The 24,835-nt window shown below is 71.5% G+C and carries 21 protein-coding genes; 5 read left to right on the forward strand and 16 right to left on the reverse strand.

Annotated elements, in window-relative coordinates; all coding sequences use genetic code 11:
- Positions 1 to 98: 98 nt before the first annotated feature.
- From AB0N90_RS03470 to AB0N90_RS03495, 6 genes are all read right to left on the reverse strand, one after another.
- The gene (locus tag AB0N90_RS03470) at positions 99 to 1,922 is read right to left on the reverse strand and encodes an alkaline phosphatase family protein (RefSeq protein ID WP_365192650.1); all 1,824 of its coding nucleotides are present in this window, start codon (positions 1,920 to 1,922) and stop codon (positions 99 to 101) included.
- Between the two features lie 241 nt (positions 1,923 to 2,163).
- Positions 2,164 to 3,396, reverse strand: a complete 1,233-nt coding sequence (gene efeB / locus AB0N90_RS03475; protein ID WP_365192652.1) for an iron uptake transporter deferrochelatase/peroxidase subunit — start codon at positions 3,394 to 3,396, stop codon at positions 2,164 to 2,166.
- Positions 3,393 to 4,586 carry an EfeM/EfeO family lipoprotein gene (locus tag AB0N90_RS03480; RefSeq protein ID WP_365192654.1) on the reverse strand — a complete coding sequence of 398 codons (1,194 nt, stop codon included), beginning with the start codon at positions 4,584 to 4,586 and terminating at the stop codon, positions 3,393 to 3,395. Before AB0N90_RS03480 ends, efeB begins: the two co-directional genes overlap by 4 nt.
- A gap of 175 nt (positions 4,587 to 4,761) precedes the next feature.
- Positions 4,762 to 5,520 carry a polysaccharide deacetylase family protein gene (locus tag AB0N90_RS03485; RefSeq protein ID WP_361679565.1) on the reverse strand — a complete coding sequence of 253 codons (759 nt, stop codon included), beginning with the start codon at positions 5,518 to 5,520 and terminating at the stop codon, positions 4,762 to 4,764.
- A gap of 326 nt (positions 5,521 to 5,846) precedes the next feature.
- Positions 5,847 to 6,596 (reverse strand): GNAT family N-acetyltransferase, encoded by a 750-nt coding sequence (locus tag AB0N90_RS03490; RefSeq protein WP_365192656.1) that lies wholly within the window; start codon positions 6,594 to 6,596, stop codon positions 5,847 to 5,849.
- A 331-nt stretch (positions 6,597 to 6,927) separates the two neighbouring features.
- On the reverse strand, positions 6,928 to 7,266 hold the full coding sequence (locus AB0N90_RS03495) for a GNAT family N-acetyltransferase (RefSeq protein WP_365192814.1): 339 nt from the start codon (positions 7,264 to 7,266) through the stop codon (positions 6,928 to 6,930).
- A gap of 418 nt (positions 7,267 to 7,684) precedes the next feature.
- Between AB0N90_RS03495 and AB0N90_RS03500 the strand changes: the two genes are divergently transcribed.
- Positions 7,685 to 8,557, forward strand: coding sequence for an SGNH/GDSL hydrolase family protein (locus tag AB0N90_RS03500; RefSeq protein ID WP_361679559.1), 873 nt, complete (start codon positions 7,685 to 7,687; stop codon positions 8,555 to 8,557).
- 12 nt (positions 8,558 to 8,569) lie between these two features.
- On the opposite strand, the gene AB0N90_RS03505 is transcribed toward AB0N90_RS03500, so the two are convergent.
- On the reverse strand, positions 8,570 to 9,370 hold the full coding sequence (locus AB0N90_RS03505; RefSeq protein ID WP_365192658.1) for a glucose 1-dehydrogenase: 801 nt from the start codon (positions 9,368 to 9,370) through the stop codon (positions 8,570 to 8,572).
- 87 nt (positions 9,371 to 9,457) lie between these two features.
- Here AB0N90_RS03505 and AB0N90_RS03510 point away from each other — a divergent pair, with 87 nt between their 5' ends.
- The gene (locus AB0N90_RS03510) at positions 9,458 to 10,309 is read left to right on the forward strand and encodes a helix-turn-helix transcriptional regulator (protein ID WP_365192660.1); all 852 of its coding nucleotides are present in this window, start codon (positions 9,458 to 9,460) and stop codon (positions 10,307 to 10,309) included.
- A gap of 62 nt (positions 10,310 to 10,371) precedes the next feature.
- On the opposite strand, the gene AB0N90_RS03515 is transcribed toward AB0N90_RS03510, so the two are convergent.
- From AB0N90_RS03515 to AB0N90_RS03550, 8 genes are all read right to left on the reverse strand, one after another.
- On the reverse strand, positions 10,372 to 11,598 hold the full coding sequence (locus tag AB0N90_RS03515) for a hypothetical protein (RefSeq protein WP_365192662.1): 1,227 nt from the start codon (positions 11,596 to 11,598) through the stop codon (positions 10,372 to 10,374).
- Between the two features lie 156 nt (positions 11,599 to 11,754).
- Positions 11,755 to 12,633: a DMT family transporter gene (locus AB0N90_RS03520; RefSeq protein WP_361679547.1), complete on the reverse strand. Its 879-nt coding sequence runs from the start codon at positions 12,631 to 12,633 to the stop codon at positions 11,755 to 11,757.
- 150 nt (positions 12,634 to 12,783) lie between these two features.
- The gene (locus AB0N90_RS03525) at positions 12,784 to 14,538 is read right to left on the reverse strand and encodes a carbohydrate binding domain-containing protein (protein WP_365192664.1); all 1,755 of its coding nucleotides are present in this window, start codon (positions 14,536 to 14,538) and stop codon (positions 12,784 to 12,786) included.
- 185 nt (positions 14,539 to 14,723) lie between these two features.
- Positions 14,724 to 15,005, reverse strand: coding sequence for a hypothetical protein (locus tag AB0N90_RS03530; protein ID WP_361679541.1), 282 nt, complete (start codon positions 15,003 to 15,005; stop codon positions 14,724 to 14,726).
- Between the two features lie 72 nt (positions 15,006 to 15,077).
- Positions 15,078 to 15,893, reverse strand: coding sequence for an ABC transporter permease (locus AB0N90_RS03535; protein ID WP_365192666.1), 816 nt, complete (start codon positions 15,891 to 15,893; stop codon positions 15,078 to 15,080).
- A gap of 25 nt (positions 15,894 to 15,918) precedes the next feature.
- Positions 15,919 to 16,812, reverse strand: a complete 894-nt coding sequence (locus AB0N90_RS03540; protein ID WP_361679535.1) for an ABC transporter permease — start codon at positions 16,810 to 16,812, stop codon at positions 15,919 to 15,921.
- Positions 16,813 to 16,815: 3 nt separating this feature from the next.
- The gene (locus AB0N90_RS03545) at positions 16,816 to 18,009 is read right to left on the reverse strand and encodes an ABC transporter substrate-binding protein (RefSeq protein WP_365192668.1); all 1,194 of its coding nucleotides are present in this window, start codon (positions 18,007 to 18,009) and stop codon (positions 16,816 to 16,818) included.
- 23 nt (positions 18,010 to 18,032) lie between these two features.
- Positions 18,033 to 19,064 carry an ABC transporter ATP-binding protein gene (locus AB0N90_RS03550; RefSeq protein ID WP_365192670.1) on the reverse strand — a complete coding sequence of 344 codons (1,032 nt, stop codon included), beginning with the start codon at positions 19,062 to 19,064 and terminating at the stop codon, positions 18,033 to 18,035.
- Positions 19,065 to 19,168: 104 nt separating this feature from the next.
- Between AB0N90_RS03550 and AB0N90_RS03555 the strand changes: the two genes are divergently transcribed.
- Positions 19,169 to 19,915: a GntR family transcriptional regulator gene (locus AB0N90_RS03555; protein WP_365192672.1), complete on the forward strand. Its 747-nt coding sequence runs from the start codon at positions 19,169 to 19,171 to the stop codon at positions 19,913 to 19,915.
- 37 nt (positions 19,916 to 19,952) lie between these two features.
- Entirely contained in the window at positions 19,953 to 20,717 is a 765-nt protein-coding gene (locus AB0N90_RS03560; RefSeq protein WP_365192673.1) for a cache domain-containing protein, read from the forward strand.
- A gap of 28 nt (positions 20,718 to 20,745) precedes the next feature.
- Here AB0N90_RS03560 and AB0N90_RS03565 read toward each other — a convergent pair whose 3' ends face one another.
- Positions 20,746 to 22,224, reverse strand: coding sequence for a glutamate--cysteine ligase (locus AB0N90_RS03565; protein WP_361679520.1), 1,479 nt, complete (start codon positions 22,222 to 22,224; stop codon positions 20,746 to 20,748).
- 671 nt (positions 22,225 to 22,895) lie between these two features.
- On the opposite strand from AB0N90_RS03565, the gene AB0N90_RS03570 reads away from it, so the two are divergent.
- A complete protein-coding gene (locus tag AB0N90_RS03570) occupies positions 22,896 to 24,788 on the forward strand; it encodes an ATP-binding cassette domain-containing protein (protein WP_365192675.1) in 1,893 nt (630 codons plus the stop codon).
- Positions 24,789 to 24,835: the final 47 nt, after the last annotated feature.

Genomic DNA, 24,835 nt, shown 5'->3' on the forward strand with positions numbered 1-24,835 from the left:
AGCAGCAGGACCACGGCCCCGACCACCGGTTTTTCCGGCGCGGACACGGGTGTGCCCCCGACCGCCGGCCGGGGGCACACCCAGGGAACCCGCTGTCGTCAGGCTTGCTGACGGCGGCGCATCGTGAAGTACGTGCCCGTCAGACCGGCGGCCAGCAGGGCGCCGACGCCGAGGCCGACCGGGAGGGTCGGGAAGGACGCGTCCGAGGTGTCGGCCGCGGTCTGGAAGGCCGGGCCCGGGGTGATGCTGGTGTGCACCGGGGCGACGTGCTTGATCGGGCCGACGGACTGCACGGAGCCGTCGGTGTTCAGCAGCACCCGCTTGTTGTTCGGGTGCCGGAAGTCGAACATCCCGCCGAGCGAGCCCGCCTTGGCGTCGAAGGAGGCGTCACCGACGCGGCCGGTGTGCCAGTTGTCCTCGATGAAGCGGGTGATGGACGCCTGGTCGGTCAGCGTGTGGTCGACCTTGTTCACCTTGCTGTAGGGCGAGATGACCAGCAGCGGCTGACGGGTGCCGGGGCCGCAGCGGTCCGCGTAGCCGCCGGCCGCCTTCGGGCCGCTCTGGCAGGCCGGGCTGTCGGTGGCCTTGCCGTTGGAGCCGACCGAGGTGTCGGTCGAGCCGTTGCGCGGGGCGACGAACGCGTGGTCGTACCAGCCGTCGGAGTCGTCGTAGGCGACCACGATCGCGGTGGACTTCCACTGCGGCGAGCTCTGGATCGCGTTGATCTCGCTGACCAGGAAGTGCTGCTCGTCGATCGGGTCCGAGTACCCGGCGTGGCCGTCCTGGTACTCGCCGGCCTTGAGGAAGCTGACGGACGGGAGGTGGCCCGCCTTGAGCGCGGCGGAGAAATCGGTCAGGTCGTAGTTGTGGTTGGCCTGACCGTTGTGGCCGATCTCGGAGACGGACTTCGGCGGCAGGTGGTGCGGGTTGGCCGTCGACTTGTAGTACGAGAACGGGTTGTGGTGCGGGCTGTAGTCCACCGCGGCCGCGCCGCCCACGTTGTTGTGCGTGGTGTCGCACTTCGCGTACGAGCCGGACGTGCCGTCCCACCCGGTCGACGGACGGAAGCCGCCCTGGAACCAACCCCAGGAGACCTTCTTGGTGTTGAGCAGGTCACCGACGTTCTTGCCCTGCATCGACGCCAGCGCGTTGCTGCTGGTGTGGTCCTTGTCGGAGCAGTCGTCCCAGGCCGGGTCGGGGTCGTTGACGACCGTGCCGACACCCTTGGCGTCCGGGGACTGGACCGTGTACGAGTCCGGCTTGGCGGTCTGCTTGCCGGTGGCCGGGTCGATGGAGACCACGCCGTGCGTGTTGCCGGAGGCCAGGTTGAGCGCACCGGGGGTGGACGGCCCGTAGTTGGAGCTGTAGGCGCGGTCGCTCAGCGTGTAGTGCTGGGCGTAGTTCCACAGCGCGGTGACGGTGTTGCCGTCGTAGTAGTCCATCGCCAGGCCCGGCTCGCCGAACAGGCCGCCGCTGCACTTGTCGACCTCGGTGTTCTGCACGAACTGGTCGGCCTTGCCGCCGTTGTAGGCGTACTGCTCCGGACCGTAGGAGTGGTTCTGGTCGCAGGTCAGGGCCTGGGACGGCGACAGCCGCTTGGGCGCGTACTGGTTCGGGTTGTGCTCCAGCAGCCCGGCGTTGGCGAGGGTGTCGATGTCCTTCGGGGTGCTCTTCGACGCCGTGAACTTCGTGCCGTCCGTGTTGGCGGCCTTCGGGTACGTGGCGAAGTAGTGGTCGAAGGAGATGTTCTCGTCGAAGAGCACGACGACGTGCTTGATCGGCGTCGCGGTCGACGAGGGCCCGTGACCGTGGGCGGACGTCGCCGCCCACCCGGGCGCGTTGCTGCCGAGCGCGGTGAGCGCCGCGACTCCCACGAGCGCGCCCAGGCTGCGCATCGCGGCTCGTCTTCCTCTGCTGGCCATGGTGGTCTACCCCTTTGGACAGAACGTCTGTGCGGTGTACGAGCAGGCATGCTGCGCTCCTTGCGGGGCGCGATGGCGGAGCCATGATGTCGCGTAGGTGAACACCGAGTCAGGGAACCTGTGGGAAAACTTGACGGTGTGTTGACCGAGCGGGCCGCCGGGTTGTCCGGACAGGTTTCGACGAACTGCCCGGTCAGACAGGGGAAAAGAGCCGGACCGGTCCACTGGGGGACCGGACACGTCAGGCGAACAGGGCGCGTCCGTACCAGTCCTGGACATCACGTACCCCGGGCAGCGCGAAGAAGTAGCCGCCGCCGAACGGGCTGATGTAGTCGGTCAGCGGCTCGCCCGCCAGCCGGTGCTGGACGGTCTCGAACTGCCGTACAAGGTCCTGCTGGTAGCAGGAGAACAGCAGGCCCATGTCGAGATTGCCGTTGGCGTCCATGCCCAGGTCGTAGTTGTAGGCGCGGCGCAGCAGGCGCTGGCGGGCGGTGTCCGGGGTGCGCGGGTTGGCCAGCCGGATGTGCGCGTCCAGCGGGATGACATCGCCCTTGGGGTCGTCGGCGTACTTCGGTACGTCGTGCTCGCGGTCGCCGTCCAGCGGCGCGCCGGAGGAACGGGACCGGCCGATCATCCGCTCCTGCTCGCTGAGCGAGACCCGGTCCCAGAACTCCACGAGCATCCGGATCAGCCGTACGACCTGGTAGCTGCCGCCGACGGCCCAGTCCGGCTCGTCCGAGTCCCGGTCCACCCAGATCAGTTGGTCCATCTCGCGGGCGCTCGCCGTGTCCGGGTTGGCGGTGCCGTCCCGGAACCCCAGCAGATTGCGCGGGGTGCCGGAGGGCCGGGGCGGGCTGGCGAAGCCGTCCATCCGCCAGCGGACCTGGATGCCGCCCCGGGTGTGCCGGGCGATGTCGCGCAGCGCGTGCAGGGTGGTGTCCGGGTCGTCGGCGTGCAGTTGGAGGCTGAGGTCGCCGTGGCACCACTCGGCCTTGAGGTCGTCGTCGGGGAAGGCGGGCATGGCCCTGAGCCGCTTGGGCTTGCGCGCGGTCAGCCCGAACCGGTCGTCGAACAGCGAGGCGCCGACGCCCACCGTGACGGCCAACTGCCCACCGGGCAGCTCCTCGCCGAGGATGCCCGAGTCGGCGGGCGGTCCGGTGACGCCCACCGGGTCCGGGGTGCCGCCGGAGGTGAGCAGCCGGGCCCGCTCGGTCAAGGTGCGCAGCAGATCGGTGAGTTCGGCGCGGCTCTCGGCGGTCACGTCCAGGGCGGCGAACACACAGGTACGGCGGGGAGCCGCGATCGCGGAGGCCTGGTGGACGCCGTGGAACGGCGCGAGGGTGGACGCCGCCTCGGCCGTGCCCGTGCCCGGGTCCGGGGCGGCGGCGCTGGTGGCGAGTCCCGCGCCGGCGAGGGCGGCGCCGCGCAGAAAGCCGCGCCGGGCCAGTCCATGGTGTCGTTCGGCGGTGCTCACACGGTCCTCCGGGGGTCGCACAGGGTCGCCACCGACGCCAGCCGCTCCACGAGGTCGTCGAGCTGGGAGTCGATGCGCTCCCGCTGGGCGCGGGTCAGTCGGTCGAGCGCGGTCCAGCGCCCGTCGTGCCGGGACCCGTCGAGGGTCCCCCCGGCCCGCGTCAACTCCCGCTCCAGGCCCGGCAGATCGGCGTACCGGGTGGTGAGCAGCGGACGCAGCCGGGACAGCACCTCGCGGGTGCCGTCGAGGTTGGCGCGGACGGTGGCGAGGTTGCTGCCGCTGCCGTAGTCGGTGCGGCCGGTCAGTTCGAACTGGACGGCGTTCTCCAGGATCTCGTGCGCGCGCAGCCCGAGTTGGGCGGGGTCCATGCGGCTCTGCGCCCAGCTGTCGCGCAGTCCGGTGAGCGCCTTGACCAGGGCGGCCGCCGGGGCGCGCAGCCCGCTCGCGGACTCGCCGTGCCACAGGCCGTACTCGATGCGGTGGAACCCGCTGAAGTCCTTGTCGTGCACCCCGTCGGCCAGCCCGGCGTCGGTGCCGTTGATCTCGCCGTCCGCGTCACCGAAGGCGTCGTACGCCGCCCCCAGCCGCTCGTACTGGAGGTGTGCCGGCAGCCAGGCGGAGCGGGCGGCGGCGAGGTCACCGCGGTCGATCGCGTCCTTGAGTTCGGCCGAAAGCCGTACGGCCGTGGCGAGTCCGCCGCCCACCCACTTCTGGTAGGCGAGCGCGGGCGGGATCAGATCGTGCTGGGTGACCGGGGCGGCGCCGGGGCCGCGCTGCCCGCCGGTGACCCGGACGGTGGGGCCGATGACGGCGTCGGCGTCGTCGGGCACGCACATGAAGGCGTACGCGCCCTTGCCCACCTGGACCGTCAACTGCCGTGTGGTGCCGGGGCCGATGTCCTCCACCTCGCCGTAGACCGCGTGGCTGCCGGGGTCCTCCAGATAGACCTCGGCGGCGCCGTCGGAGGTGTTGTGCAGGTCGAAGGTCTGTACCCCGGGCTCGGGCCGGGTCCAGCCCCGGCCGCAGTGGCTCTCGGAGACCTCGACGACGAGGCGCCGGGCGGCGGTCTTGCGCTGCTCGGAGCCGCCGGTGCACAGGGCCACCAGGGCGAGCGCCACGGCGAGTACGAGGAACACGGTCGGCGCCGTCCGGAGACGACGCGACCGCGTGCCGAGGCGGGGCAACGGCATGCTGAGCCTTTCCGGACGACGTACGCAGCTGTCCGCGGGGCGGGTTGATCGCCGGCGGAACGGCCTCATCGTAGACACCCGGAGGGAACCGAACACCCGTCCGGGGTGTTCGGTGGCCAAGAATTTCCCGGGGGTTCACCGGCCGGAGGCCCGACCGAGGGGAAGAGCGGCTCGTTCAGCGCACGGGGAAGCCGAAGCCGTAGCCCTGCTGCTTCAGCCACGGCAGCAGGGTGCGCAGCGCGGCCACGGTCTGCGAGCGGTCGCCGCCCGCGTCGTGGAAGAGCAGGGTGGGCCCGTTGGCCAGCTCGCTCCTGACGGTGGCGACGATGGCGTCCGTGCCCGGCCGCTCGAAGTCCTTGGAGTCCACGTTCCAGCCCAGCGGCCGCATCCCGTGCGACGCGGCGAGCTTGCGGCTGTACGGCGTGAACGCGCCGCCCGGCGCCCGGTAGTACATCGGGCGGACGCCCCCGGACGCCTCGGTTATCTGCCGCTCGGCGTCCAGGATCTGCTGCGACTGGTAGGACTCGGACTTGTGATCCATGGCGGTGTCGTGCGACACCGTGTGGTCGCACAGCCGGTGCCCGGCCGCGACCACCTGCTTGACGACGTCCGGGTGCGCCTGCGCCTCGGGGCCGATCATGCAGAACGTCGCCTTGACCCCGTTCTCCCGCAGCACCTGGAGCACCTGCGGGGTCCAGGTCGGGTCGGGGCCGTCGTCGATGGTGATGTTGACGGCGTGCGCGCCGCCGTCGGAGGAGTGGGCGATGACGGGGGACACGGCCACCGTCTTCGGCGCGGCGTGGTGAGCCGGTGCGGCCGGGGCGTTCTGCCCCGCCTGCGCCGTCCACACCGAGGCGCCGGCCGCCACCGCCGTGACCCCTACCGCCGCCCCGATCACCCGTCCGTACCAGCCCCGCCCAGCGTGCCGCGCCATGTCCCGCCCCCTGCTCCCCGCCGTGTCCCCGGCTCGTGTGTCGTGCACTGCATCTGCCAGGACGGCGGGGAGGGCGCCCGCGCTCCCGCTGTTACCGATCAAGGACAATTCCGCGACAACGCCTGGACCTGCCCTCGGACACCGGGGGCGCACGCGGCGGTCGCCGGGGGCGCGGAGGACCGGACGATGCCACCGGCCACCGGGCGTCGGCCGGCCCGGCTTCTCCCGTGATCCGCCGGTTCGCCGAGGACAACCCCTTGCCGGAAGAGGGCGGGAGGTGAGGGTGAGCCGACCCCGCGCCACCCGCCCTTGCGGCACTCCGCGCGTCAGCCCTCGTGCCGCAGATACATCCTGGTGCCGCCGGGCCGGAAGCCCACGCGTTCGTAGACGCGGCGGGAGCCGGCGCCGGAGTACTCCAGCCATACGGTCCGGGCACCCCGGGCGAACAGGGTTTCGGCCAGGGCCGCGGTGACCGCCGCGGCGATGCCCCGGCCCCGGTGGCCGGGCAGGGTGCCGACGCCCGCCAGTTCCGCGGTGCCCTCGGCCGGTGCCGAGCACAGGGCGCCGCCCGCGCAGCTCCCGTCCTCGGCGCGGACGAAGCGGACCGCGCCGCCGCCCTCCTCGGTGCGCCGCAGCCGGGCCGCGCCCTCCGGGGACGGGGCCCATTCGCCGCCGAACGCTTCGGAGAGCGCCGTGTCGATCGCGACGTAGTCCTCGTCGGTGACCGGCGCCTGCACCCGCACCCGGGCTCCCGGGACGGTGAGTGTCGCGGGGGTGCAGACCAGGTATTCGTGCACCGCCTCCGTGGTGAACCCCGCGCGCCTAAGCGCCGGTTCGACCGCGGGAGCGGCGTCCGGGGCGAACTCCAGCCGGGGCAGGAGGCCGCGGGTGCGGAAGGCGGCGATCAGATCCGCCACGTCCGCGTCGGTGGGCTCGGCGCCCGGGACGGGGGTGGCGTAGTTGACGTACGGGCTCGTGGTGGCCGGATCGAACCCCACGACGAAGCCGCCCACTCGATGGGCCGCGGGGCGGCGCAGGAGATGGGCGACGGCAAAGCTCTGGACATCGGTGTGCACGCTGGGAATTCCTCACGGTGAAAGTGGTCGTGCGTACGAGGGATCGCCTCGGTGAGCGAGGCGGCGGTGTGCTGGACACCGCGTCGTCGGACCGCCGTGAGGAGAGCGTGGGAACGTGCGAGCGCGCTGCCGTGGGGCAGGGGGCTCAGTTCCGACGGCGGCCGCTGTGGGACGCCGAAACCATGGACTTCAGTCCTTCGTGAATGTGTGAATGTGTGAATGCGTGAAGAAGTGCGAGCTGTGAAGTTGCTGTTCGAGCTGGAGGGATCTTGCCATCGCCACAACGGGGATGGCAAGCCCTTTGCGCCGGGGCCGGGCCGGGTCCCGTGTATCAGCCGTGCTGAGTGTCGAGCCAGCTGAGGATCTCGGGGGTCACCTCGTCCGTGATGTCCGCGAACTCCTCGTGCTTCTTCAGGAACTTGGCGACGTACGGGCACACCGGCACGATCCGCTTGCCGAGCGCGCGGACATCCGTGAGGGCGTACTCGACCAGCTGCCCGGCCAGACCCTGCCCGGCATGGGCGTCGTCGATCTCGGTATGGAAGAAGACCCGCTGCTCGCCCCGGTCGCGGTAGGCGGTGAGACCGGCGCGTTCGCCGCCGACCAGGATCTCGTAACGGTGCCGTGCGTCCACGCGCTCCACGGTCGGCGCGGGGGAGAACTGGTCCATGGTCGTCCTTTCGGCGGAGGGAGCCATGTCCCGCACCCTATCCCCGTTCCCGCAGGTCAGCGTCAGGAGCCCGGCTCCCGGGTGAATGCGCCGCCGGAGTCGGTGGCATGACGGCGCCGACACGACCGGATTCCTCGTCGGCGGTCCACCGCTCCCGGGTTGATCCGTGCTCGAATGATCCGTCATACACCCGCTGTTACGGCATTTCGACACCCATATTTCATGAGCATTTCAAGAACTTCGGTCCGCGATGTTGACTCGGCGATCAGCTGCCCGCACATTACCTAGCGGTAGAACTCGCTGGTAGTACCGCAACTCCCTGCTCCACGGCCGTCGTTGTGCGCACCCCACGCAGCGCCCCGGCGGCCGGCGATACCCCACGCCCCGCACCAGTCGCGTCGAAGAGGGAGCACTCCTCATGCCCACCCCTGCCCTGCGCCGTGCCGCCGCCGCGGCATCCGCACTCGCCGGCACCCTGGCCCTCGGCCTCACCGCCGCCCCCGCTCATGCCGCGACGCCCCTCAACTACGTCGCTCTCGGCGACAGTTACAGCGCGGGCTCGGGCGTCACGCCCATCGACACCAGCAATCTGCTCTGTCTGCGCTCCACCGTGAACTACCCGCACGTGCTCGCGAAGGCGACCGGCGCCGCACTGACGGACGTCACCTGCGGCGGCGCCGAGACCAAGGACTTCACCCAGTCCCAGTACTCGGGCGTGGCACCGCAGTTGGACGCGGTGAACGCCAACACCGACCTGGTGACGCTGACCATCGGCGGCAACGACAACAGCACCTTCGTGAGCGCCATCGTGGACTGCGGCACCGCCGGCGTCCTCAGCGCCGGCTTCGGTCACCCGTGCAAGGACAAGTACGGCACGTCCTTCGACGACGCGATCGACGCGAACACCTACCCCGCGCTGAAGAGCGCCCTGACCGCGCTGCGGGCCAAGGCGCCCAACGCCCGGGTGGCGGTGCTGGGTTACCCGTGGATCGTGCCCTCCGCCTTCGACGCTTCCTGCTTCCTGAAGCTGCCGATCGCCTCCGGTGACATCCCGTATCTGCGGGCGCTCCAGGCCCACCTCAACTCCGTCGTGCAGCGCGCCGCCCAGGAGACCGGGGCCACCTTCGTGGACTTCTCCCAGGCGTCGAACGGGCATGACGCCTGCCAGCCCTCGGGCACCCGGTGGATCGAGCCGCTGCTGTTCGGCTCGAACATCGTGCCGGTCCACCCCAACGCGCTCGGCGAGCAGCGGATGGCCGAGCGCACGATGAGCGTCATGGGCCTCGGCTGACGAAGACCCGGGTCAGGCGCGGGCGCCCCCGTCGACCCGCAGCACCGTGCCGGTCACGAAGGAGGACCGATCGCTGAGGAGCCACGCGGCGGCCTCGGCGATCTCCTCCGGGGCGGCCGCCCGGCCCAGCGGGGTCCCCGCCGTGATCCGCTCCCGGATCCCGGGCGACTCCGACTCCCAGGTCCGGGTCATCTCCGTCAGCGTGAAGCCGGGCGCGATCGCGTTGACCCGGATGCCCTCCGGGCCGTAGGTCACGGCGGCCGACGCGGTCAGGCTGTTCACGGCCCGCTTGGTGGCCGCGTAGGCGGGCAGTTCGGGGTTTCCGCGCAGGCTGCCCACGGACGAGTTGTTGACGATGGCACCGGTTCCGGCGCTCGCCCGGATGGCCGCGACCTCGGCGGCCATGGCCAGCCAGACGCCTTTCATGTTCACCGTGTAGATCTGGTCGAGATCGGCTGCCGGCAGCTCGTCCATGGGGCCGGGCCGCTGGATCGTGGCGCCGTTGTTGAACGCGACGTCGAGCCGGCCGAACCGCTCCACGGCACGGTCCACGGCGGCGCGCACGCTCGCCCCGTCGGCCAGATCGCACACCACGTGCTCCGCGGTGCCGCCCGCCGCCCGGATCTCCTCGGCCACCGCCTTCAGCTGCTCCTCCGTACGGGCCGCGAGCAGCACCCGCGCGCCCTCCCGGGCGAACAAGCGCGCCGCGGCCGCGCCGATGCCGCGCCCGGCACCGGTGATGAAGGCGACCTTGCCGGCCAGCAGCCCGGCGGGCGCCGGACGAGGGGTCTCGGTGTTCTGTGTGGTGTTCATACCTACGAGCCTGCGCCCTGCCCCGGCCCGTATCCAGGCACCAGCTGTACCTGGCTCGGCCGTCCGGCGGGCGCGCACACTGGAACGGTGGACAGAGCGGAACTGGGTGCCTTCCTGCGCAGCAGGCGCGAGCGGATCGGACCGGCCGACGTCGGACTGCCCCTCGGGCCGCGCCGTCGTACGCCGGGGCTGCGGCGCGAGGAGGTGGCGGCGCTGGCGTTCATCTCCCCCGAGTACTACGCCCGGCTCGAACAGGCCCGCGCCCCGCGCCCCTCGCGCGAGGTGCTGGCCGGGCTGACCCGGGCACTGCGGCTGACGGACGCCGAACGCGACCACCTCCACCAACTGGCCGGCGCCCCGCCGAGCCCCGCACCCGGACCCCCGCGCGAGGTGCGGCAGAGCATCCTCGACCTGGTGCACCGGCTGCCGGGGGCCGCCGCCTTCGTCACCTCGGCCACCCTGGAGGTGCTCGCCTGGAACGACCTGGCGGCCGCCCTCATGGAGGACTTCTCGGCCCTGCCGCGCCGCGACCGCAACCTCGCCCGCCGGGCCTTCCTCGGGCCGCGCACCGAGGGCCGGCGCCTGTACGGGGTGTCCGACGCCGCCGCGTTCGAACGGCACGTGGCACGTCGCCTGCGCACCGCGGCCGTCCGCTACCCCGACGACCCGGAGGTTTCCGCGCTGATCCGCGAACTCCTGGACGGCAGCGCGGAGTTCACCCGTCTGTGGGACGCGCGTGAGGTGGACGCCGAACCGACGGCGCGCAAGACCTTCCGGCACCCGCTGGTGGGGCCGGTCACCGTCAACTGCGACGCCCTGGAACTGACCGACCGCGATCAGCAGGTCGTCATCTACACCGCCGTCCCCGGCTCGTCCTCCGAGGAGGCCCTGCGGCTGCTGTCGGTCATCGGCACCCAGCGCATGACGACCCCCGGCTGAGCGCGAGCGCGCGTCGGCCGCGTGAACCCGCCCTGTACCGGCTGTACTTGGCCCCGCGGCTGCTACGTGCCCGGACGCAGGAACGAACTCCAGCCGCCCACCGGCTTCTCGCCGACCTCCAGGGTGCGCAGTCGCGTGAGGATCGCCGGGTCCTGGGCGTCGAGCCAGTCGACGAACTGCCGGAAGGAGACCAGCCGTACCTCCGGCCGCCCGGCGATCTGCCGCAGCGCCTCCTCGACCGCGTCCATGTAGATGCCGCCGTTCCACTGCTCGAAGTGGTTGCCGATGAACAGCGGCGCGCGGTTCGTCTCGTAGGCCCGGTCGAACCCCGCCATGTACGACTGCGAGGTCTGGGCGCGCCAGTAGGGGTAGTTGTACGACGGCGCGCGCGTCGAGTTCAGGGACTGGTTGGCCAGCATGTTCCAGTCCATGGACAGCACCTCGAAGCTGCGCCCGGGGAACGGGATGCCCTGCAACGGTAGATCCCATACGCCGTCCCGCTTGCGGGGCCAGCGCTGCACCCCGCCCGGTGACGAGGCGTCGTAGCGCCAGCCCAGTTCGCGCGCGGTCGGCAGCAGGTTCTCCTGGCCGAGCAGACAGGGGGTGCGGCCGCCCACGAGTTCCTTGTCGTAGTCGAAGGGCAGCGGTGGTTCGTCGTGCCAACCGGTGTTGGTCCGCCAGGACTTGACGAAGGTCCGGGCCTGCTCGATCTCCGAGCGCCACTGCGCCGGGGTCCAGTCGGCCACCGATCCGGAGCCCCCGCAGAAGTGCCCGTTGAAGTGTGTGCCGATCTCGTGCCCGTCGAGCCAGGCCTGACGCACGTACTTCAGGGTCTCCTTGATGTGTTCGTTCGTGAGATAGCCGATGTCCGAGGCGCCGACCGGGTTGTTGGGCGGCCGGTAGAGCCGCTTCTTGTCCTCCGGCAGCAGATAGAGGCCGGACAGGAAGAAGGTCATCCGGGCGTCGTGCTCGCGGGCCAGTTCCAGAAAGCGCGGGAAGAGCCCGGTGCCGAGCTCGCCCGCGCCGTCCCAGGAGAACACCACGAACTGCGGCGGGGTCCGGCCCGGTTCCAGCCGGGTGGGCGCGTCCGGCTGGTTCGGCTGGCGCCCGGTGTACGCGGTGGAGCCGTCGCCGATCAGCCGGGGCGCCTGCCGCTGTCCGCCGGGCCCCGGAGAGCCGAGGCCCAGCCCGCCGCCGTCGCATCCGGTCAGCGCGGCGGCCGCCACCCCGAGTCCGGCGCCGAGGCCCAGACGCGCCGCACTCCGGCGGCTGATTCCACTCGACGGCACGCCATCGCCTCCTTGAACGGGGCATTCGGATCGTCTGACGCGTCGCATAATATGGACGATAAGAATACGAAAAGCGTCATTTGGCGCGGCGTGGTGCATAAAGGGACGGTCACGGGACCCGGTCCGGGGAAGTCCAGGGGTGACGCCGGGGGCCGTTCAGGTCGCGATCTCCTCCTCGGCCGCCACCGGCACCACCGCGATCCGCTGCACGGCCCGGCTCAGCACCAGCACGCCCGCGACGATCATCAGCGCCCCGCACGCCTCCGGCACCAGCCACCAGCCGGTGCGGATCCGCTCGTGGAACAGGGCGATGCCGAGGGCCAGGCTCACCACCGCGTCGCCGATGGTCAGCGCGGGCTGGGCCGCGGCCAGCGGGCCCGCCTGGAGCGCGTTCTCCAGGAGCAGCACGGCCGCCACCCCGGCGAGCGCGAAGCCGTACGTCTGCCACGACCGCAGGAACGCCAGGAACCCCTCGTCGGCGAAGGTGCCGGAGGCCGACTTCAGCAGCGCCGCGGTCAGCGCGTTGCCCGTGGCGGAGGCGGTCGCCAGCAGCGCGGCGCGCCGGGCCGCCGGGCGCCCGGGAGCGGCGAGGAGCACGGCGACGGCCATGGCGCCCACGCACAGGCACAGCGCCGGGATCCACCGGGTGAGCGGGGCCTGGTCGAGCGCTCCGTGCGGCGCGGCCGCGATCAGCAGCACGGCGAGCCCCGCCACACAGCTCACGACGCCCCACCAGCCCGAGGGGGGCAGCCGCCGGTGCATCAGCGGGGCGGCGACCAGCAGCGCGAAGGGCAGCTCCAGGATGAACAGCGGCTGGACCAGCGCCAGCGGACCGTTGACCAGGGCCAGGCTCTGGAACAGGGCCGCGCAGATCACCCCGGCCATGCCGATCATCCAGAACGGCCGGCGCACCAGCTCGGCGAGCAGCCGGAGCCCGCCGCGGCTGCTCGCGGAGGCGGCCTTGCGCTGGAACGCGGTGCCGACGGCGTTGCTCGCCGCGCCCGCGACGGCGAACGCCGCGGCCAGTTCGATCACGGCCGTCTCTCCTGCCTGCGGTCATCTCTTCCCGGGGAGTCTCACCCACAGCCTCTCTCAGGCCGCGGAAGATCACCGCGTGGCGGGGCGGGAGACGACGGCCGGGCCCACCCGGTGCGCTCACCGGACGGGCCCAGCCGTGGGGACGGGTCAGGAGACGGCGAGGTCGTCCGCGTAGACCGTGCCCTGGCCGTACCAGCCGTGCACGTACACGGTGACCGTGCCGGAGGAGCCGGTGGTGAAGGGCACCGTCAGCTTCTGCCAGGCGGAGGCGGAGGTCCAGGTGCTGGCCGTCGCGCCACCGCTGACCCCGAGGTAGGCGTACGACCCCTGCACCCAGCCACTGAGCGAGTACGAGGTGTTCGGCTTGAGGGTGAGGGTCTGGGCGCACTGGCCGGTCGCCGAGGAGGTCGGCGAGGTCTGCAGGGCGTGGCTGCCGCCGTGCGCCGGGGAGGCGACCACGGAGGCCCCGCTGTCGCAGGTCCAGGGCGAGAGCGAACCGCTCTCGAAGTCACCGTTGGTCAGCGCCGTCGGGGTGCCGCCGCCGGACCCGTTCACGGTGAGGCTGAAGGTGGAGTTGTGCGTGGCCGAGCCCGCCGTGCCGGTGACGGTCAGCGGATAGGTGCCCGGCGCGGTGGAGGCGGCCGTCTTCACGGTGAGCGTGGAGCTGCCGCCCGCGCTGACTGAGGTGGGGCTCAGCGTCGCCGTCACCCCGCTCGGCGCGCCGCTGACCGCGAGGTCGACGGACTGGGCGCTGCCCGAGGTCACCGACGTCTTCACGGTCGCCGTGGTGGAGGCACCGGGGTCGAGGGCGGCGGAGGCGGGGGAGAGGGAGACCGAGAAGTCGTTGGCCGGCGGGGTGGTCGTACCGCCGGAGAACGGTGCGAAGGTGTGCGTGAAGTACCAGGTGTCCTGGCTGATGCCCGAGCAGCTGTCGGAGCCGCCGGTGCCGGGGCAGCCGCCGTTGTCGCGCTGGAGCGCCCAGAAGGACAGGGTGTTCAGACCCTTGGAGACCGCCCAGTTGTACACCGATGTGGCGTCGGCGGTGGTGAAGGTCTCGGCCGCGCCGTAGTCGTCGATGCCGGGCATCTCGGTGACGCCGATCATGTTCCACAGCTGGGTGTCCGACAGGTTCGGGTACAGCGAGGCGAGCTGGTCGTGCAGCCCGGTCGCGGCCGTCTGGGTGTCGGTGGCCATGTGGTGGGTGGCACCGTCGTAGTAGTCGAACGTCATGAGGTTGACGACGTCCACCTTGGCGCCCGCGTTCTTGGCGCTGCGCAGCACCGCGAGCCCGCTGTCGGCGAGCCCGCTCGTGGTGGTGGGCAGGGTGTACGAGAACTGCACCGAGCGCCCGTTGGCGGCGGCCCAGTCCTGGACCTCCTTGATCGCCTGGTTGCGGCGGTCGATGCCGGCCTGGTTGGTCAGCGAGTTGTCCTCGACGTCCATGTCGAGCCGGGAGACGTCGTACGTGGTGATGATCTTCTCGTACGCGGCGGCGATGGAGTCGACATTGGTGCAGCTGTCGGCGATCTCGGTGCCGCCGTCGTCGGCGGCGTACCCGCCGAGCGAGGGGATGACGTCGCCGCCGCGCGAGCGGATGGTGCTGAAGTCGGAGCCGTAGACCGAGGAGGTGATGGGGGTGCTGGTGTCACCGTCCCAGTAGGGCGTGCAGGAGCCCTTCTTCTCGGTCTGGATGAAGGCCATGGTCAGGTACTTGGCGCCGGAGGACTGGGCGAGCGCGGCGGGGCTGTCGCCGTTGTAGGCCTCGAAATAGGGGGCGAAGACATGCGCGGGCAGCGGGGTCGCCGCGTGCGCGGTGCCCCCGATCCCCAGGGCCAGCCCCGCGGACGCGGCCAGGGTGGCCACGCCGGTGAGCAGGGCGCGTACGGATCTCGGACGTGTCATCGGGTACTCCCGGTTGGCGAACGACAGTCGATCGAGCGGGGGTGGCGCACGGTAGGGCCCGGCCGGGGCTACTGGTCTAGGCCATAATTGGTCTGGACCAAACCCCGGTCAAGGTGCGGGAGCCGCCTTTTTGCGTGTTCATGAAAGAATCAACTGTTCGTTCGCACACCGGAACTGACCGTAAGTCAGCTCGCGCGGGTGCCCCCACCTCGGCGGATACGGCCCAGCAGATCCCGGTGATAGGCGGCGAGCCGCCCCTCGGGGACGGGCGCCGGACTGCCGGTGAGGGTGTACCAGGTGTCACCGCCGAAGTGCTGGACGGCGACCCGCGCACTGCGGCCGTCCGACCGCAGGATCGTGGCCACGGTGAGATCGCCGGTGATGACGCCGGCCTCGTCCGTCATCGCCCCGCCGGGTCCCGCGGTGACCCGGTCGACATAACTGTTCACGCTCGGAGGGTTGCTCATGGGCCGCAGGGTTCCATCACGGCGGGCGCCACACCCGGACCGGCACCTGCCCGCGCGTGTCCGGCCCCGGGCTCACACCCGGCTGGCGGTCGCGGTGTCCGCCGACAGCCGCTGCGCGAGATAGATCGGCACCACCGAAAGCAGCACCAGGACGGCGGCCACCACATTGACCACCGGCGCCTGCTGGGGCCGCGTCATATTGTCGAAGATCCAGATCGGCAGCGTCTCGATGCCGGGCCCCGCGGTGAACGTGGTGACCACGATCTCGTCGAAGGACAGCGCGAACGACAGCAGCGCACCGGCCAGCAGCGCCGAGCGCACCAGCGGGAAGGTGACGTCCAGGAAGGCGCGGAAGGTGGTCGCGCCGAGGTCCATGGCCGCCTCCTCGTACGACCCCGTCGTCCGCCGCAGCCGCGCCACCACGTTGTTGAACACCACGACGACGCAGAACGTGGCATGCCCGACGATCACCGTGAACAGCCCGAGCCCCACGCCGAGCGGCGAAAGCACTGTGCCGAACGCCGAGTTGAGGGCGATGCCCGTGACGATGCCGGGCAGCGCGATGGGCAGCACCACCACGAACGACACCGTGCCCCGGCCGAAGAAGCGGTGCCGCGTCACGGCGAACGCGATCAGCGTCCCGAGGACCAGCGCGATCGCGGTCGCCCCGAGCCCCGCCTTCACCGACACCCACAGCGCGTGCCGGGCGCCCGAGTTGTGCAGGGCCGCCGACCACCAGCGCCCGGTCAGCCCCGGCGGCGGCCAGCTCGCGCTGCGGTCCGGGTTCAGGGAGTTGACGAGGACCAGCAGCAGCGGCACGTAGATCACCGCGAAACCGAGCCCGGCGCCGACGCGCAGGGCGATGCGTGCACTGCGGGTGAGATGCACCTCGTTCCTCCTTTACGGGAGTCGGTCACAGACTGTGCAGGGCGCCGGTGCGGCGGATCGCCAGCAGGTACAGGACGATCACGAGCACGGGAACGGTGCCGAGGGCGGCGGCCATGGGCAGGTTCAACTCGATGTCGGAGTACACGAGATTGCCGATCAGCTGGGTCTTGCCGCCGACGATCTGCACGGTGATGTAGTCGCCGAGGCTCAGCGAGAAGGTGAACACCGAGCCCGCCGCCACCGACGGCAGCACCATCGGCAGCACCACCGAACGGAAGGTGCGCCCCGCGCGGGCCCCGAGGTCCGCCGACGCGTCGAGCAGCTGCGCCGGGAGCTGTTCGAGCGCGGTGTGGATCGGCAGGATCATGTACGGCAGCCACAGGTACGTCAGCGTGAGCACCGTGGCCGGCAGTCCGAACCCGGGGCCGCCGAGCCCCAGCGGCGCGAGCAGCCAGTCGGCGAGCCCGCCCCGGGACAGGATGAGCCGCCAGGCGTACACCTTGACCAGGTAACTCGCCCACAGCGGGGTGAGGATGGCGACCACCAGCAGCGGACGCCGGCGCGGCGGGGCCACCCGGGCGGTGTAGAAGGCGACCGGGAAGGCGATCAGCGCGCACAGCACGGTCACCGCGAGCGCGACGCCCACGCTGCGCACGATCACCTCGCGGAACACCGGTGTCGTCACCAGCTGGTGGAAGTTGTCCGTCGACCAGACCTTCACCACCTGGGAGGTGAAGGAGTCGGTGGTCCAGAACGCGGACGCGAACAGCACCGCGAGCGAGCCGAGATACAGCACGATCAGCCACAGGAGCGGCGCGGTGAGCAGCAGGGCGAGGCGCAGCCGGGGCCGGCGGTGTAGGGCCCCGGCGAGCCGTCGTACCCCCGAAGGCCTCGCCGCGGTGGTCGCTTCGCTCACCATGGTTCAGCCCTTGATCTCGGTCCAGGCCTGCACCCACTTGGCGTACGGCACGCACGTGACGTCCGTGCGGCCGTCCAGGCACTGCTCGATGGGCGTGTTCCAGAAGGCGATCCGCTTCCAGTAGTTCTCGTCGGCCGCGTGGTAGACGGCGCAGAAGTTCTTGTTCGAAGTCTCGGCGCAGGCCCTGGAGTTGGCGGGTGCTTCGCCGAAGTACTCGGCGACCTCGGCGTTGACCTTGGGGGAGACGATCCAGTTCAGCCATTTGTAGGCGCAGTTGGGATGCCTGGCCTTGCTGGAGACCATCCAGGTGTCCGACCAGCCGGTCGAACCCTCCTTCGGTAGCAGCGCCTTGACCTCGGCACCTTCGGAGGACGCGAGGTTGGCGATCACCTGCCAGGTGGTCCCGATGACCGAGTCACCGCTCTTGAAGGCGGAGACCTCCTTGAGATAGTCGCCCCAGTACTCGCCGACGTCCGCGTTCTGCTTCTTCAGCAGGGCCACGGCCGCGTCGAACTGCTTCTGGTCCAGCGCGTACGGGTCCTTGATCTTCAACTCCGGCCTGGTGGCCTTGAGATAGAGCGCCGCGTCAGCGATGTAGATCGGCGAGTCGTACGCGGTGACATGGCCTTTGTACTTCGAGGCGCCCTCGAAGACCGCGGACCAGGAGGTGGGCGCGGGCCGCACCTTCTGGGTGTTGTACATCAGCAGATTGGCGCCCCGGCCGTGCGGAATGCCGTACATCCTGCCGTTCACCGAGTTCCAGGCGCCGTTCTTCAACCCGCTGAAGACATCCTTGTAGTTGGGCACCAGGCCGGTGTTGACGGGGGCCGCGTCACCGGAGGCGATCAGGCGCAGGGAGGCGTCGCCGGAGGCGGATACGGCGTCGTACTCGCCGGTCTTCATCAGCTTGACCATCTCGTCCGAGCTGGCCGCGACCTTGGAGTGGACCTGGCAGCCCGTCTGCTTCTCGAAGTCGCCGACCCAGTTGACCCGCGGGTCGTCGGAGCCGTCCTCGACATACCCGGCCCAGGCGATCAGATCGACCTGCCCCTCCGTCCTGCCGAGCTTCGTCGGGGCCTTCAGATCGGGCGGGTTGAGACCGGTGGCGGAGGTGGAGCGGGAGGAGTCGCAGGCGGCGGCGAGCAGCAGCGCGGCGCCGGCACAGGCGGCGGTGCGCAGGGTTCGGGTGAGACGCACGGCGTTTCTCCAAGAGGTGGGGGTCAGGAGGGGAGACGGACGGCGTGGCGGCGGTGCCACTGGAGGCGGACCCGGGTGCCGCGGTAGGCGGCGACGTCCTCGGCGGAGGTCTCCAGGTTCTGCTGCACCGCGGTGAGCCGGCCGCCGCCGTCGAGGTCGACGAGGAGACGGGTGGTGTCGCCGAGGTAGACGACATCGGCGACCAGGCCCGTGGCGGTGATGTGTTCGGGCTCGTCCGCCTCCGCGGACTCCTTCAGGACACGGATCTTCTCCGGGCGGATGTTGTAGGTGCCCGGGGCGCCGACGAGCTGCCGGGCCACCTCTCCGTCGAGGAGGTTGGAGGTGCCGACGAAGGAGGCGACGAAAGGCGTCGCCGGGCGTTCGTAGATCTCCGCGGGGGTGCCGACCTGGGCGATGCGGCCCCGGTCGAAGACGGCGATCCGGTCGCTCATCGTCAGGGCCTCCTCCTGGTCGTGGGTGACGAACACGAAGGTGATCCCCACCTCCCGCTGGATCGCCTTGAGTTCGCCCTGCATCTGCTCGCGCAGCTTCAGATCGAGGGCGCCGAGCGGCTCGTCCAGGAGCAGCACACGGGGGCGGCCGACAAGGGCGCGGGCGAGCGCGACACGCTGCCGCTGGCCGCCGGACAACTGGGCGGGCCGCCGGGCGCCGTAGCCCCCGAGTCGCACCTCCGCGAGCGCCTCGCGGGCACGGGCGAGGCGCTGGGCCCTGGGCACCTTGCGGATCTTGAGCGCGTACGCCACGTTCTGCTCGACCGTCATGTGCGGGAAGAGCGCGTAGTCCTGGAAGACGGTGTGCACATCCCGCTCGAACGGGGCGAGCCCGGTGACCTCTTGTCCGGCCAGCTCGATCCGGCCCGCGTCGGGCGTCTCGAACCCGGCGACGAGCCGCAGCACCGTGGTCTTCCCGGAGCCGGACGGGCCGAGCATCGAGAAGAACTCGCCGTCCCGTATCTCCAGATCGACCCCCGCCACGGCGGCCGTCTCCCCGAACGACTTGCGCAGGTCGTGCAGCCGGATCGCAATTCCCTGCATGGGGGAACCTTTCTGGCGCGCGGAACGTTGACCGCAAACATATGAAGTCATAGTTCTCAACTCAAGAGCCCGTTGGGGTAAAGCTTGAGTCAACGCACGAGGTGATGCCCGTGAGGCAGGATCAGACCGACGGCGGCGCCCGCAGAGCCGTGTTCAGCCCGGTGGACAACCGGGCCCGGGTGGACACCGTGGTCCGCCGCCTCGGCGACGCCATAGAACTGGGCCTCCTCGCCGACGGCGAGCAACTGCCGGGCGAGAGCGAACTCGCCGGGCAACTCGGCGTCTCCACCGTCACCTTGCGGGAAGCCCTCATGGCCCTGCGGCAACAGGGCCTGCTGATCACCCGCCGGGGGCGCGGCGGCGGCAGCTTCGTCGCCCTGCCCGAACTGCCCGCCGAGGACCGGCTCCGAACCCGGCTGCGCGGCTGGAGCACCGAGGAACTGCGCGACCTCGGCGACCACTGGGCCGCCCTGTCCGGCGCCGCCGCCCGGCTCGCCGCCCAGCGCACGGAGCCCGAGGACCTGACCCAGCTGCGCCGCAGCGCGGATGAGTTGATACGGGCCGAGGACGCGGCGGCGCGCGGCCGTCTGTACGGCCGCTTCCATGTCGAACTCGCGGCCGCCGCCCAGTCCGCCCGGCTCACCCGGGAACAGCTCGCGCTCCAGGGCGAGGTGGGCGCGCTGCTGTGCCTCGTGCTCGCCGACGACTCCTGTCGTGAAGAAGTTGCGGACCGGCAGCGCGGGTTGATCTCCGCCGTGCAGGATGGGGACCACGCAACGGCCGGCACGCTGGCCGAGCGGTGCGTCAGGGACCCGGTGGCCCGGCTCGTCGCCGTACGCCTCGCCCTCTGACCGCGCCGCGTCCGGTTCCCGTCCGCTGGAGGACACGATGGGCGTCAGCCCGGGGCTCGCCGCGCCCGGCACGGAGACGGAGCTGTGGGTGGCCGCGCGGGTGGGCGACGCCCTGGAAGCCGTCTTCGGCGCGGTCGCCGCGACCCGCGCCGATACGACGGCACTGCTCGCCCGGGTGAGCGCCGCGGGGCGCCCGGCCGTCAGCGCCGACCTCGCCGCTCTGCGCCCCGGACTCCATCAGCGCCTCGCGCGGGGGGAGTTGGTCTCCGGCGCCGGTTTCGTCGCCGCCCCGGGGCTGCTCGCCGATGTGCCCGCCTGGCTGGAGTGGTGGCAGTGCGGCACCGAGGGCGACGTACGGCCGCTGCTGCTCGACCTCGACCCCGGCCGGACGGCGTACTCCGACTACACCCACTGGGACTGGTTCGCGGGGCCCCGCGGCACCGGGCGGCGGGCGGTGGCCGGACCGTACGTCGACTACCTCTGCTCCGACGAATACAGCCTCACGCTCTCCGAACCGGTGTATGCCCAGGGCGAGTTCGCCGGGGTCGCCGCGGCCGATGTGCATCTGCGCCACTTCGAGGCCGCCGTCCTCCCGCTGCTACGGCGTCTCGCGCGCCCCGCCCACCTGGTGAACGCCCGTGGCCGCGTCGCCGCCTCCGCCGACCCCGCGCACCTGGCCGGATCCCTCACCAGGGGACCGGACTTCGGCGCTCTGCTGCTCGGGCGGAACCCGATCGGCGCCCACGAGGGCATGCGGTTGGTGCCGTGCCGGGGGATCCCGCTGGTCCTCGTACTGGCTTGATCCGCGCGGGAGTTGGATTCGCCGTGCCTCAGTCGACCGGCCAGGTGTGCACCGGGGCGTTGAGGTGCATGTAGTCGATGTACAGCTCGGTCATGCGCCGCAGCGCCTCGTGCCGGGAGCAGTGGGTGGTGTCGATGAGGTGGTGGAACATCTCCTTCTGCCACACGGCGCCGTTGCGGGCCGCCACACAGCGCTGCTCGACGATGCCGAGCAGCGGCTCCCGCCAGGCCGCGTCCATCCCGGAGCGCTCCAGGCCGCGATGGGCGAGCGGCAGCAGCCTGCGCAGCACCAGTTCGGGCGCGGTGACCTCGCCTGCGCCCGGCCAGTACAGCAGCGCCTCCATGCCGTACCGGGCCGCGCTGTGCAGGTTCTCCTCGGCGGCCTTGAAGGACATCCGCGACCACACCGGCCGGTCCTCCTCGACCAGCGCGCGGGTGAGACCGTAGTAGAAGGCACCGTTGGCGAGGGTGTCGGCGACGGTCGGACCGGCGGGCAGCACCCGGTTCTCCACGCGGATGTGCGGCCGGTCCCGGGAGACGGCGTAGACGGGGCGGTTCCAGCGGTAGATCGTGCCGTTGTGCAGGGTGAGTTCGCCGAGTTCGGGCACGTCGCCGCGGTCCAGGGTCTCCGCCGGGTCCTGCTCGTCGCACAGCGGGAGCAGGGCGGGGAAATAGCGCACGTTCTCCTCGAACAGATCGAAGACGCTGTTGATCCAGCGCTCCCCGAACCACACCCGGGGCCGTACGCCCTGCACCTTGATCTCCTGCGGGCGGGTGTCCGTGGCCTGCTCGAACAGCGGGATCCGGGTCTCGTGCCACAGCTCCTTGCCGAACAGGAAGGGCGCGTTCGCCGCGAGCGCCACCTGGACGCCGGCGATGGCCTGTGCCGCGTTCCAGTAGTCGGCGAACTCCTCGGGGGAGACCTGGAGATGGAACTGGGTGCTGGTGCACGCGGCCTCCGGGGTGATGCTGTCCGCATAGGTGCGCAGCCGGTCGACGCCGTCCACCTCGATCCGCAGATCCTCGCCCCGGGCCGCGAAGACCTGGTCGTTGAGCAGCCGGTAGCGGGGGTTCTCGGAGAGCGTCTCCTCGCCGATGTCCTCCTGCCGCAGCGTGGGCAGGATCCCGACGGTGATCAGCCGGGCGCCGACCGAGCGGGCCCGTTCGTCGGCGTGGTCGAGCGCGGCCCGGATCTCCGACTCCCAGGCGTCCGGACCGCCCGCCGTCAGCCGCCGCGGCGGCACATTGATCTCCAGATTGAACCGGCCCAGCTCGGTGGACCACGCCGGGTCGGAGATCGCGTCCAGCACATCGCTGTTGCGCATGGCGGGCTCGGCGGCGTCGTCCACCAGATTCAGCTCTATCTCCAGGCCGACCTGCGGCCGCTCGGAGTCGAACCGTGCCTCCCGGAGCATCTTCGCGAACGCGTCCAGGCACTCCTGCATCTTGACCCGGTACCGGCGGCGGTCCTCGCGGGTGAACACGAGCGCCGGGACGTCACGCCCCATCGCGCCTCCAGGATTACCCCTCGTCGGACAGTCTCATCGCGGACAGTCTCATCCCAATGTCGCACCATCGGTGAGGGGCCACCATGCGGCCCTGCGGGGGCCGGGTCCGGGCGAGGCCGACACCCCGCGTCGCCGCGGCGCCGGGGCCGCCGCGCACCGCTCGATGACCGTACCGGGGACCGCCGAGGGCGAAGAACGGCGGGCGTAGCGACGGGGGGCGTCACCCGGTCGGTCCGTCTCCGTTGGCCTTCGGGCGGGCGGCGACGCAAGGTCTGAACGAGATCTTCGATCGCCGCGGTCCGCCTCAGTGCGTCGCGGTACACCTCAGCACGCCCGCGGCACGTCCCCTGTGTGCCGCAGCGCCCCAGACCGGCCCCCGCCCCATCGCCGATGCATCGGCGATGTATCGGCGGTGGGTCGACCCGGGGCGGGGAACGTTCAATCCACTGCGCTCGGGTAGTTCCCCGCCCCGTCCTGCCTCCCCGTCCCGGCGTTTCGGCCATGCCCGTCGACGCGAGGACCCTTGTGCCGACTGCGGCCGTAGCTTCGACGCCCCGGACACCAGGTCGCCTCTTCGTCCGGAATCGAGCGCGTTCGAATCGCCCTCTTCTCGTTGAGCCTGGCACCACCGGACCACCCAGGTGCGGTGCCGACCCCGAGGAGGGACGCAGGTGACCGACGCCTCGACCGAAAGCTCCCCGACACCGACACCGACACCGCCACCGCCACCGGCCACGATCGGCTACGAGGGGGAGTCCGGCAAGAACCCGCTGGAAGGGGCCGGTTTCCGTACCATGTGCGGCCGGCTGCCCTCGGTGCTCGGCCGGACCGCGCGCATGGCCTGGGCGGTGGACCGCACCGGTGTCGTCCTGCTGCTCGGGTGCCAGCTCGTCACCGGCGTCGCCGCCGCCCTCGTCCTGACCGCCACCTCGCGGGCCATGACCCACATCCTCGGCCTGGGCCCGGTGTCCGAACGCCTGCACGGAGCGCTGCCCGCCCTCGCCGTCGTGACCGCGGCCGCCGCCACCGGCCGGATCAGCTCGGCCCTCGCCTCCTACGCCGACGGCCGGATCACCCCGCGCCTGGTCACCGAGGCCGATGTGGCGCTCGTCTCCGCCGTGTGCCGGGTGGAGGCGTCGGCCTATGGCGAGGACGGCTTCGCCGACCGGCAGGAGGCCGCGGAGGTCGGCGTCACCCGCACCACCACCATGGTCAAGGACGCCCAGCGGTTCATGGCCGCCCTGGTCCGCATGATCGCCGCCGGCGGTGTGATCACCGCACTGCACTGGCTGATGCTGCCGCTCCTGCTGCTGGCGGTGCTGCCCGCCGGCCTCGGTGCGGTGCTCTCGGCCCGCGTCGACTACGAGACCCACTACCTGAACCTCGCCGACCGCAACGTACGCGGCATGATGCGCTGGTGGGCCGCGTACTCCCGGCACGGCGACGAGGTCCGTGCGAACGGGATGACCGGCTACCTCATCCACTGGTACCGCGCGCTGTCCGAGCGGATCGACCGGCGCATCCTCGACGCCGCGCCCCGCATGCTCCGCATCGTCCTCGCGACCTCCGCGCTCGGCGGCCTGTTCCTGCTCGGCACCTGGGCCGCGCTCGCCTGGCTCGCGATGACCGGGCGGGTGGCGCTGCCGGTCGCCGCCACCGCGGTCGTCGCCGTGCAGACCACCCTCGGCGCGCTGACCCAGTTCGTGCAGAACGGCGCCGCGATGTTCCACACCTCCCTCTACCTCGCCGACATGCGCGCCTTCCTCGACCTGGCCGCCGAACGCGCCCCGCGGCGCGGGGAGTCGGTCGTCCCGGCGGAGGTCGAGGAGATCCGCCTGGACGAGGTGGCGCACCGCTACCCCGGCAGCGAGGAGCCCGCCGTGGACGGCGTCTCTCTCACCCTGCGCCGCGGCGAGATCCTCGCGATCGTCGGCGAGAACGGCTCCGGCAAGTCCACGCTGACCAGGCTGATCACCGGCATCCTGCTGCCAGACAAGGGCCGCGTCCGGTGGGACGGCATCGATCTGGCGGGCGCCCGGCCCGAGTCCGTCTGGGCGCGCACCGCGCTCGTGCCGCAGAACTTCGCCTGCTGGCCGCTGCGCACCCGGGAGAACATCACCCTCGGCCAGCCGCGCACCCGTCATGACGACCCGGTGTGGGAGGCCGTGGAGGCCGTCGGCATGCGCGAGGCGATCGAGGGCCTGCCGCAAGGGCTCGACACGCTGCTCGCGCGGGAGGTCTACGGCGGCGTCGAGCTGTCCGGCGGCCAGTGGCAGCGACTGGCCTGCGCCCGCGCGCTGTACCGGCGTACGCCCCTGCTCATCCTGGACGAACCCACCTCGCAGATGGACCCGCGCGGTGAGCACCGCATCTTCCTGGAGATCAAGCGGATCGCCGCCCGGCGGATGACCATCGTGGTCACCCACCAGCTGGAGAACACCCGTCTCGCCGACCGGATCGTCGTGATGCGGCAGGGCCGCATCGTGGAGCAGGGGTCCTACGACGAACTGGTGGCGGGCGGCGGGCTGTTCGCGGAGCTCGTCGCCCTGGCCAAGGACCGCTGACGTGCCGCCCGGCCGGTGCCGCCGGTACTCCCTGGACAGCGGCCGGC

Origin of the sequence: Streptomyces sp. NPDC093018, from assembly GCF_040684035.1 — a bacterium.
Taxonomy (GTDB): domain Bacteria; phylum Actinomycetota; class Actinomycetes; order Streptomycetales; family Streptomycetaceae; genus Streptomyces; species Streptomyces murinus.

Coding starts and splice junctions, on each gene's coding strand:
- AB0N90_RS03550 (WP_365192670.1), bottom strand. CDS start 19,064: ATGCAGGGAATTGCGATCCGGCTGCACGACCTGCGCAAGTCGTTCGGG.
- AB0N90_RS03470 (WP_365192650.1), bottom strand. CDS start 1,922: ATGGCCAGCAGAGGAAGACGAGCCGCGATGCGCAGCCTGGGCGCGCTC.
- AB0N90_RS03505 (WP_365192658.1), bottom strand. CDS start 9,370: ATGAACACCACACAGAACACCGAGACCCCTCGTCCGGCGCCCGCCGGG.
- AB0N90_RS03560 (WP_365192673.1), top strand. CDS start 19,953: ATGGGCGTCAGCCCGGGGCTCGCCGCGCCCGGCACGGAGACGGAGCTG.
- AB0N90_RS03495 (WP_365192814.1), bottom strand. CDS start 7,266: ATGGACCAGTTCTCCCCCGCGCCGACCGTGGAGCGCGTGGACGCACGG.
- AB0N90_RS03555 (WP_365192672.1), top strand. CDS start 19,169: ATGCCCGTGAGGCAGGATCAGACCGACGGCGGCGCCCGCAGAGCCGTG.
- AB0N90_RS03525 (WP_365192664.1), bottom strand. CDS start 14,538: ATGACACGTCCGAGATCCGTACGCGCCCTGCTCACCGGCGTGGCCACC.
- AB0N90_RS03485 (WP_361679565.1), bottom strand. CDS start 5,520: ATGGCGCGGCACGCTGGGCGGGGCTGGTACGGACGGGTGATCGGGGCG.
- AB0N90_RS03565 (WP_361679520.1), bottom strand. CDS start 22,224: ATGGGGCGTGACGTCCCGGCGCTCGTGTTCACCCGCGAGGACCGCCGC.
- AB0N90_RS03530 (WP_361679541.1), bottom strand. CDS start 15,005: ATGAGCAACCCTCCGAGCGTGAACAGTTATGTCGACCGGGTCACCGCG.
- AB0N90_RS03500 (WP_361679559.1), top strand. CDS start 7,685: ATGCCCACCCCTGCCCTGCGCCGTGCCGCCGCCGCGGCATCCGCACTC.
- AB0N90_RS03540 (WP_361679535.1), bottom strand. CDS start 16,812: ATGGTGAGCGAAGCGACCACCGCGGCGAGGCCTTCGGGGGTACGACGG.
- AB0N90_RS03480 (WP_365192654.1), bottom strand. CDS start 4,586: ATGCCGTTGCCCCGCCTCGGCACGCGGTCGCGTCGTCTCCGGACGGCG.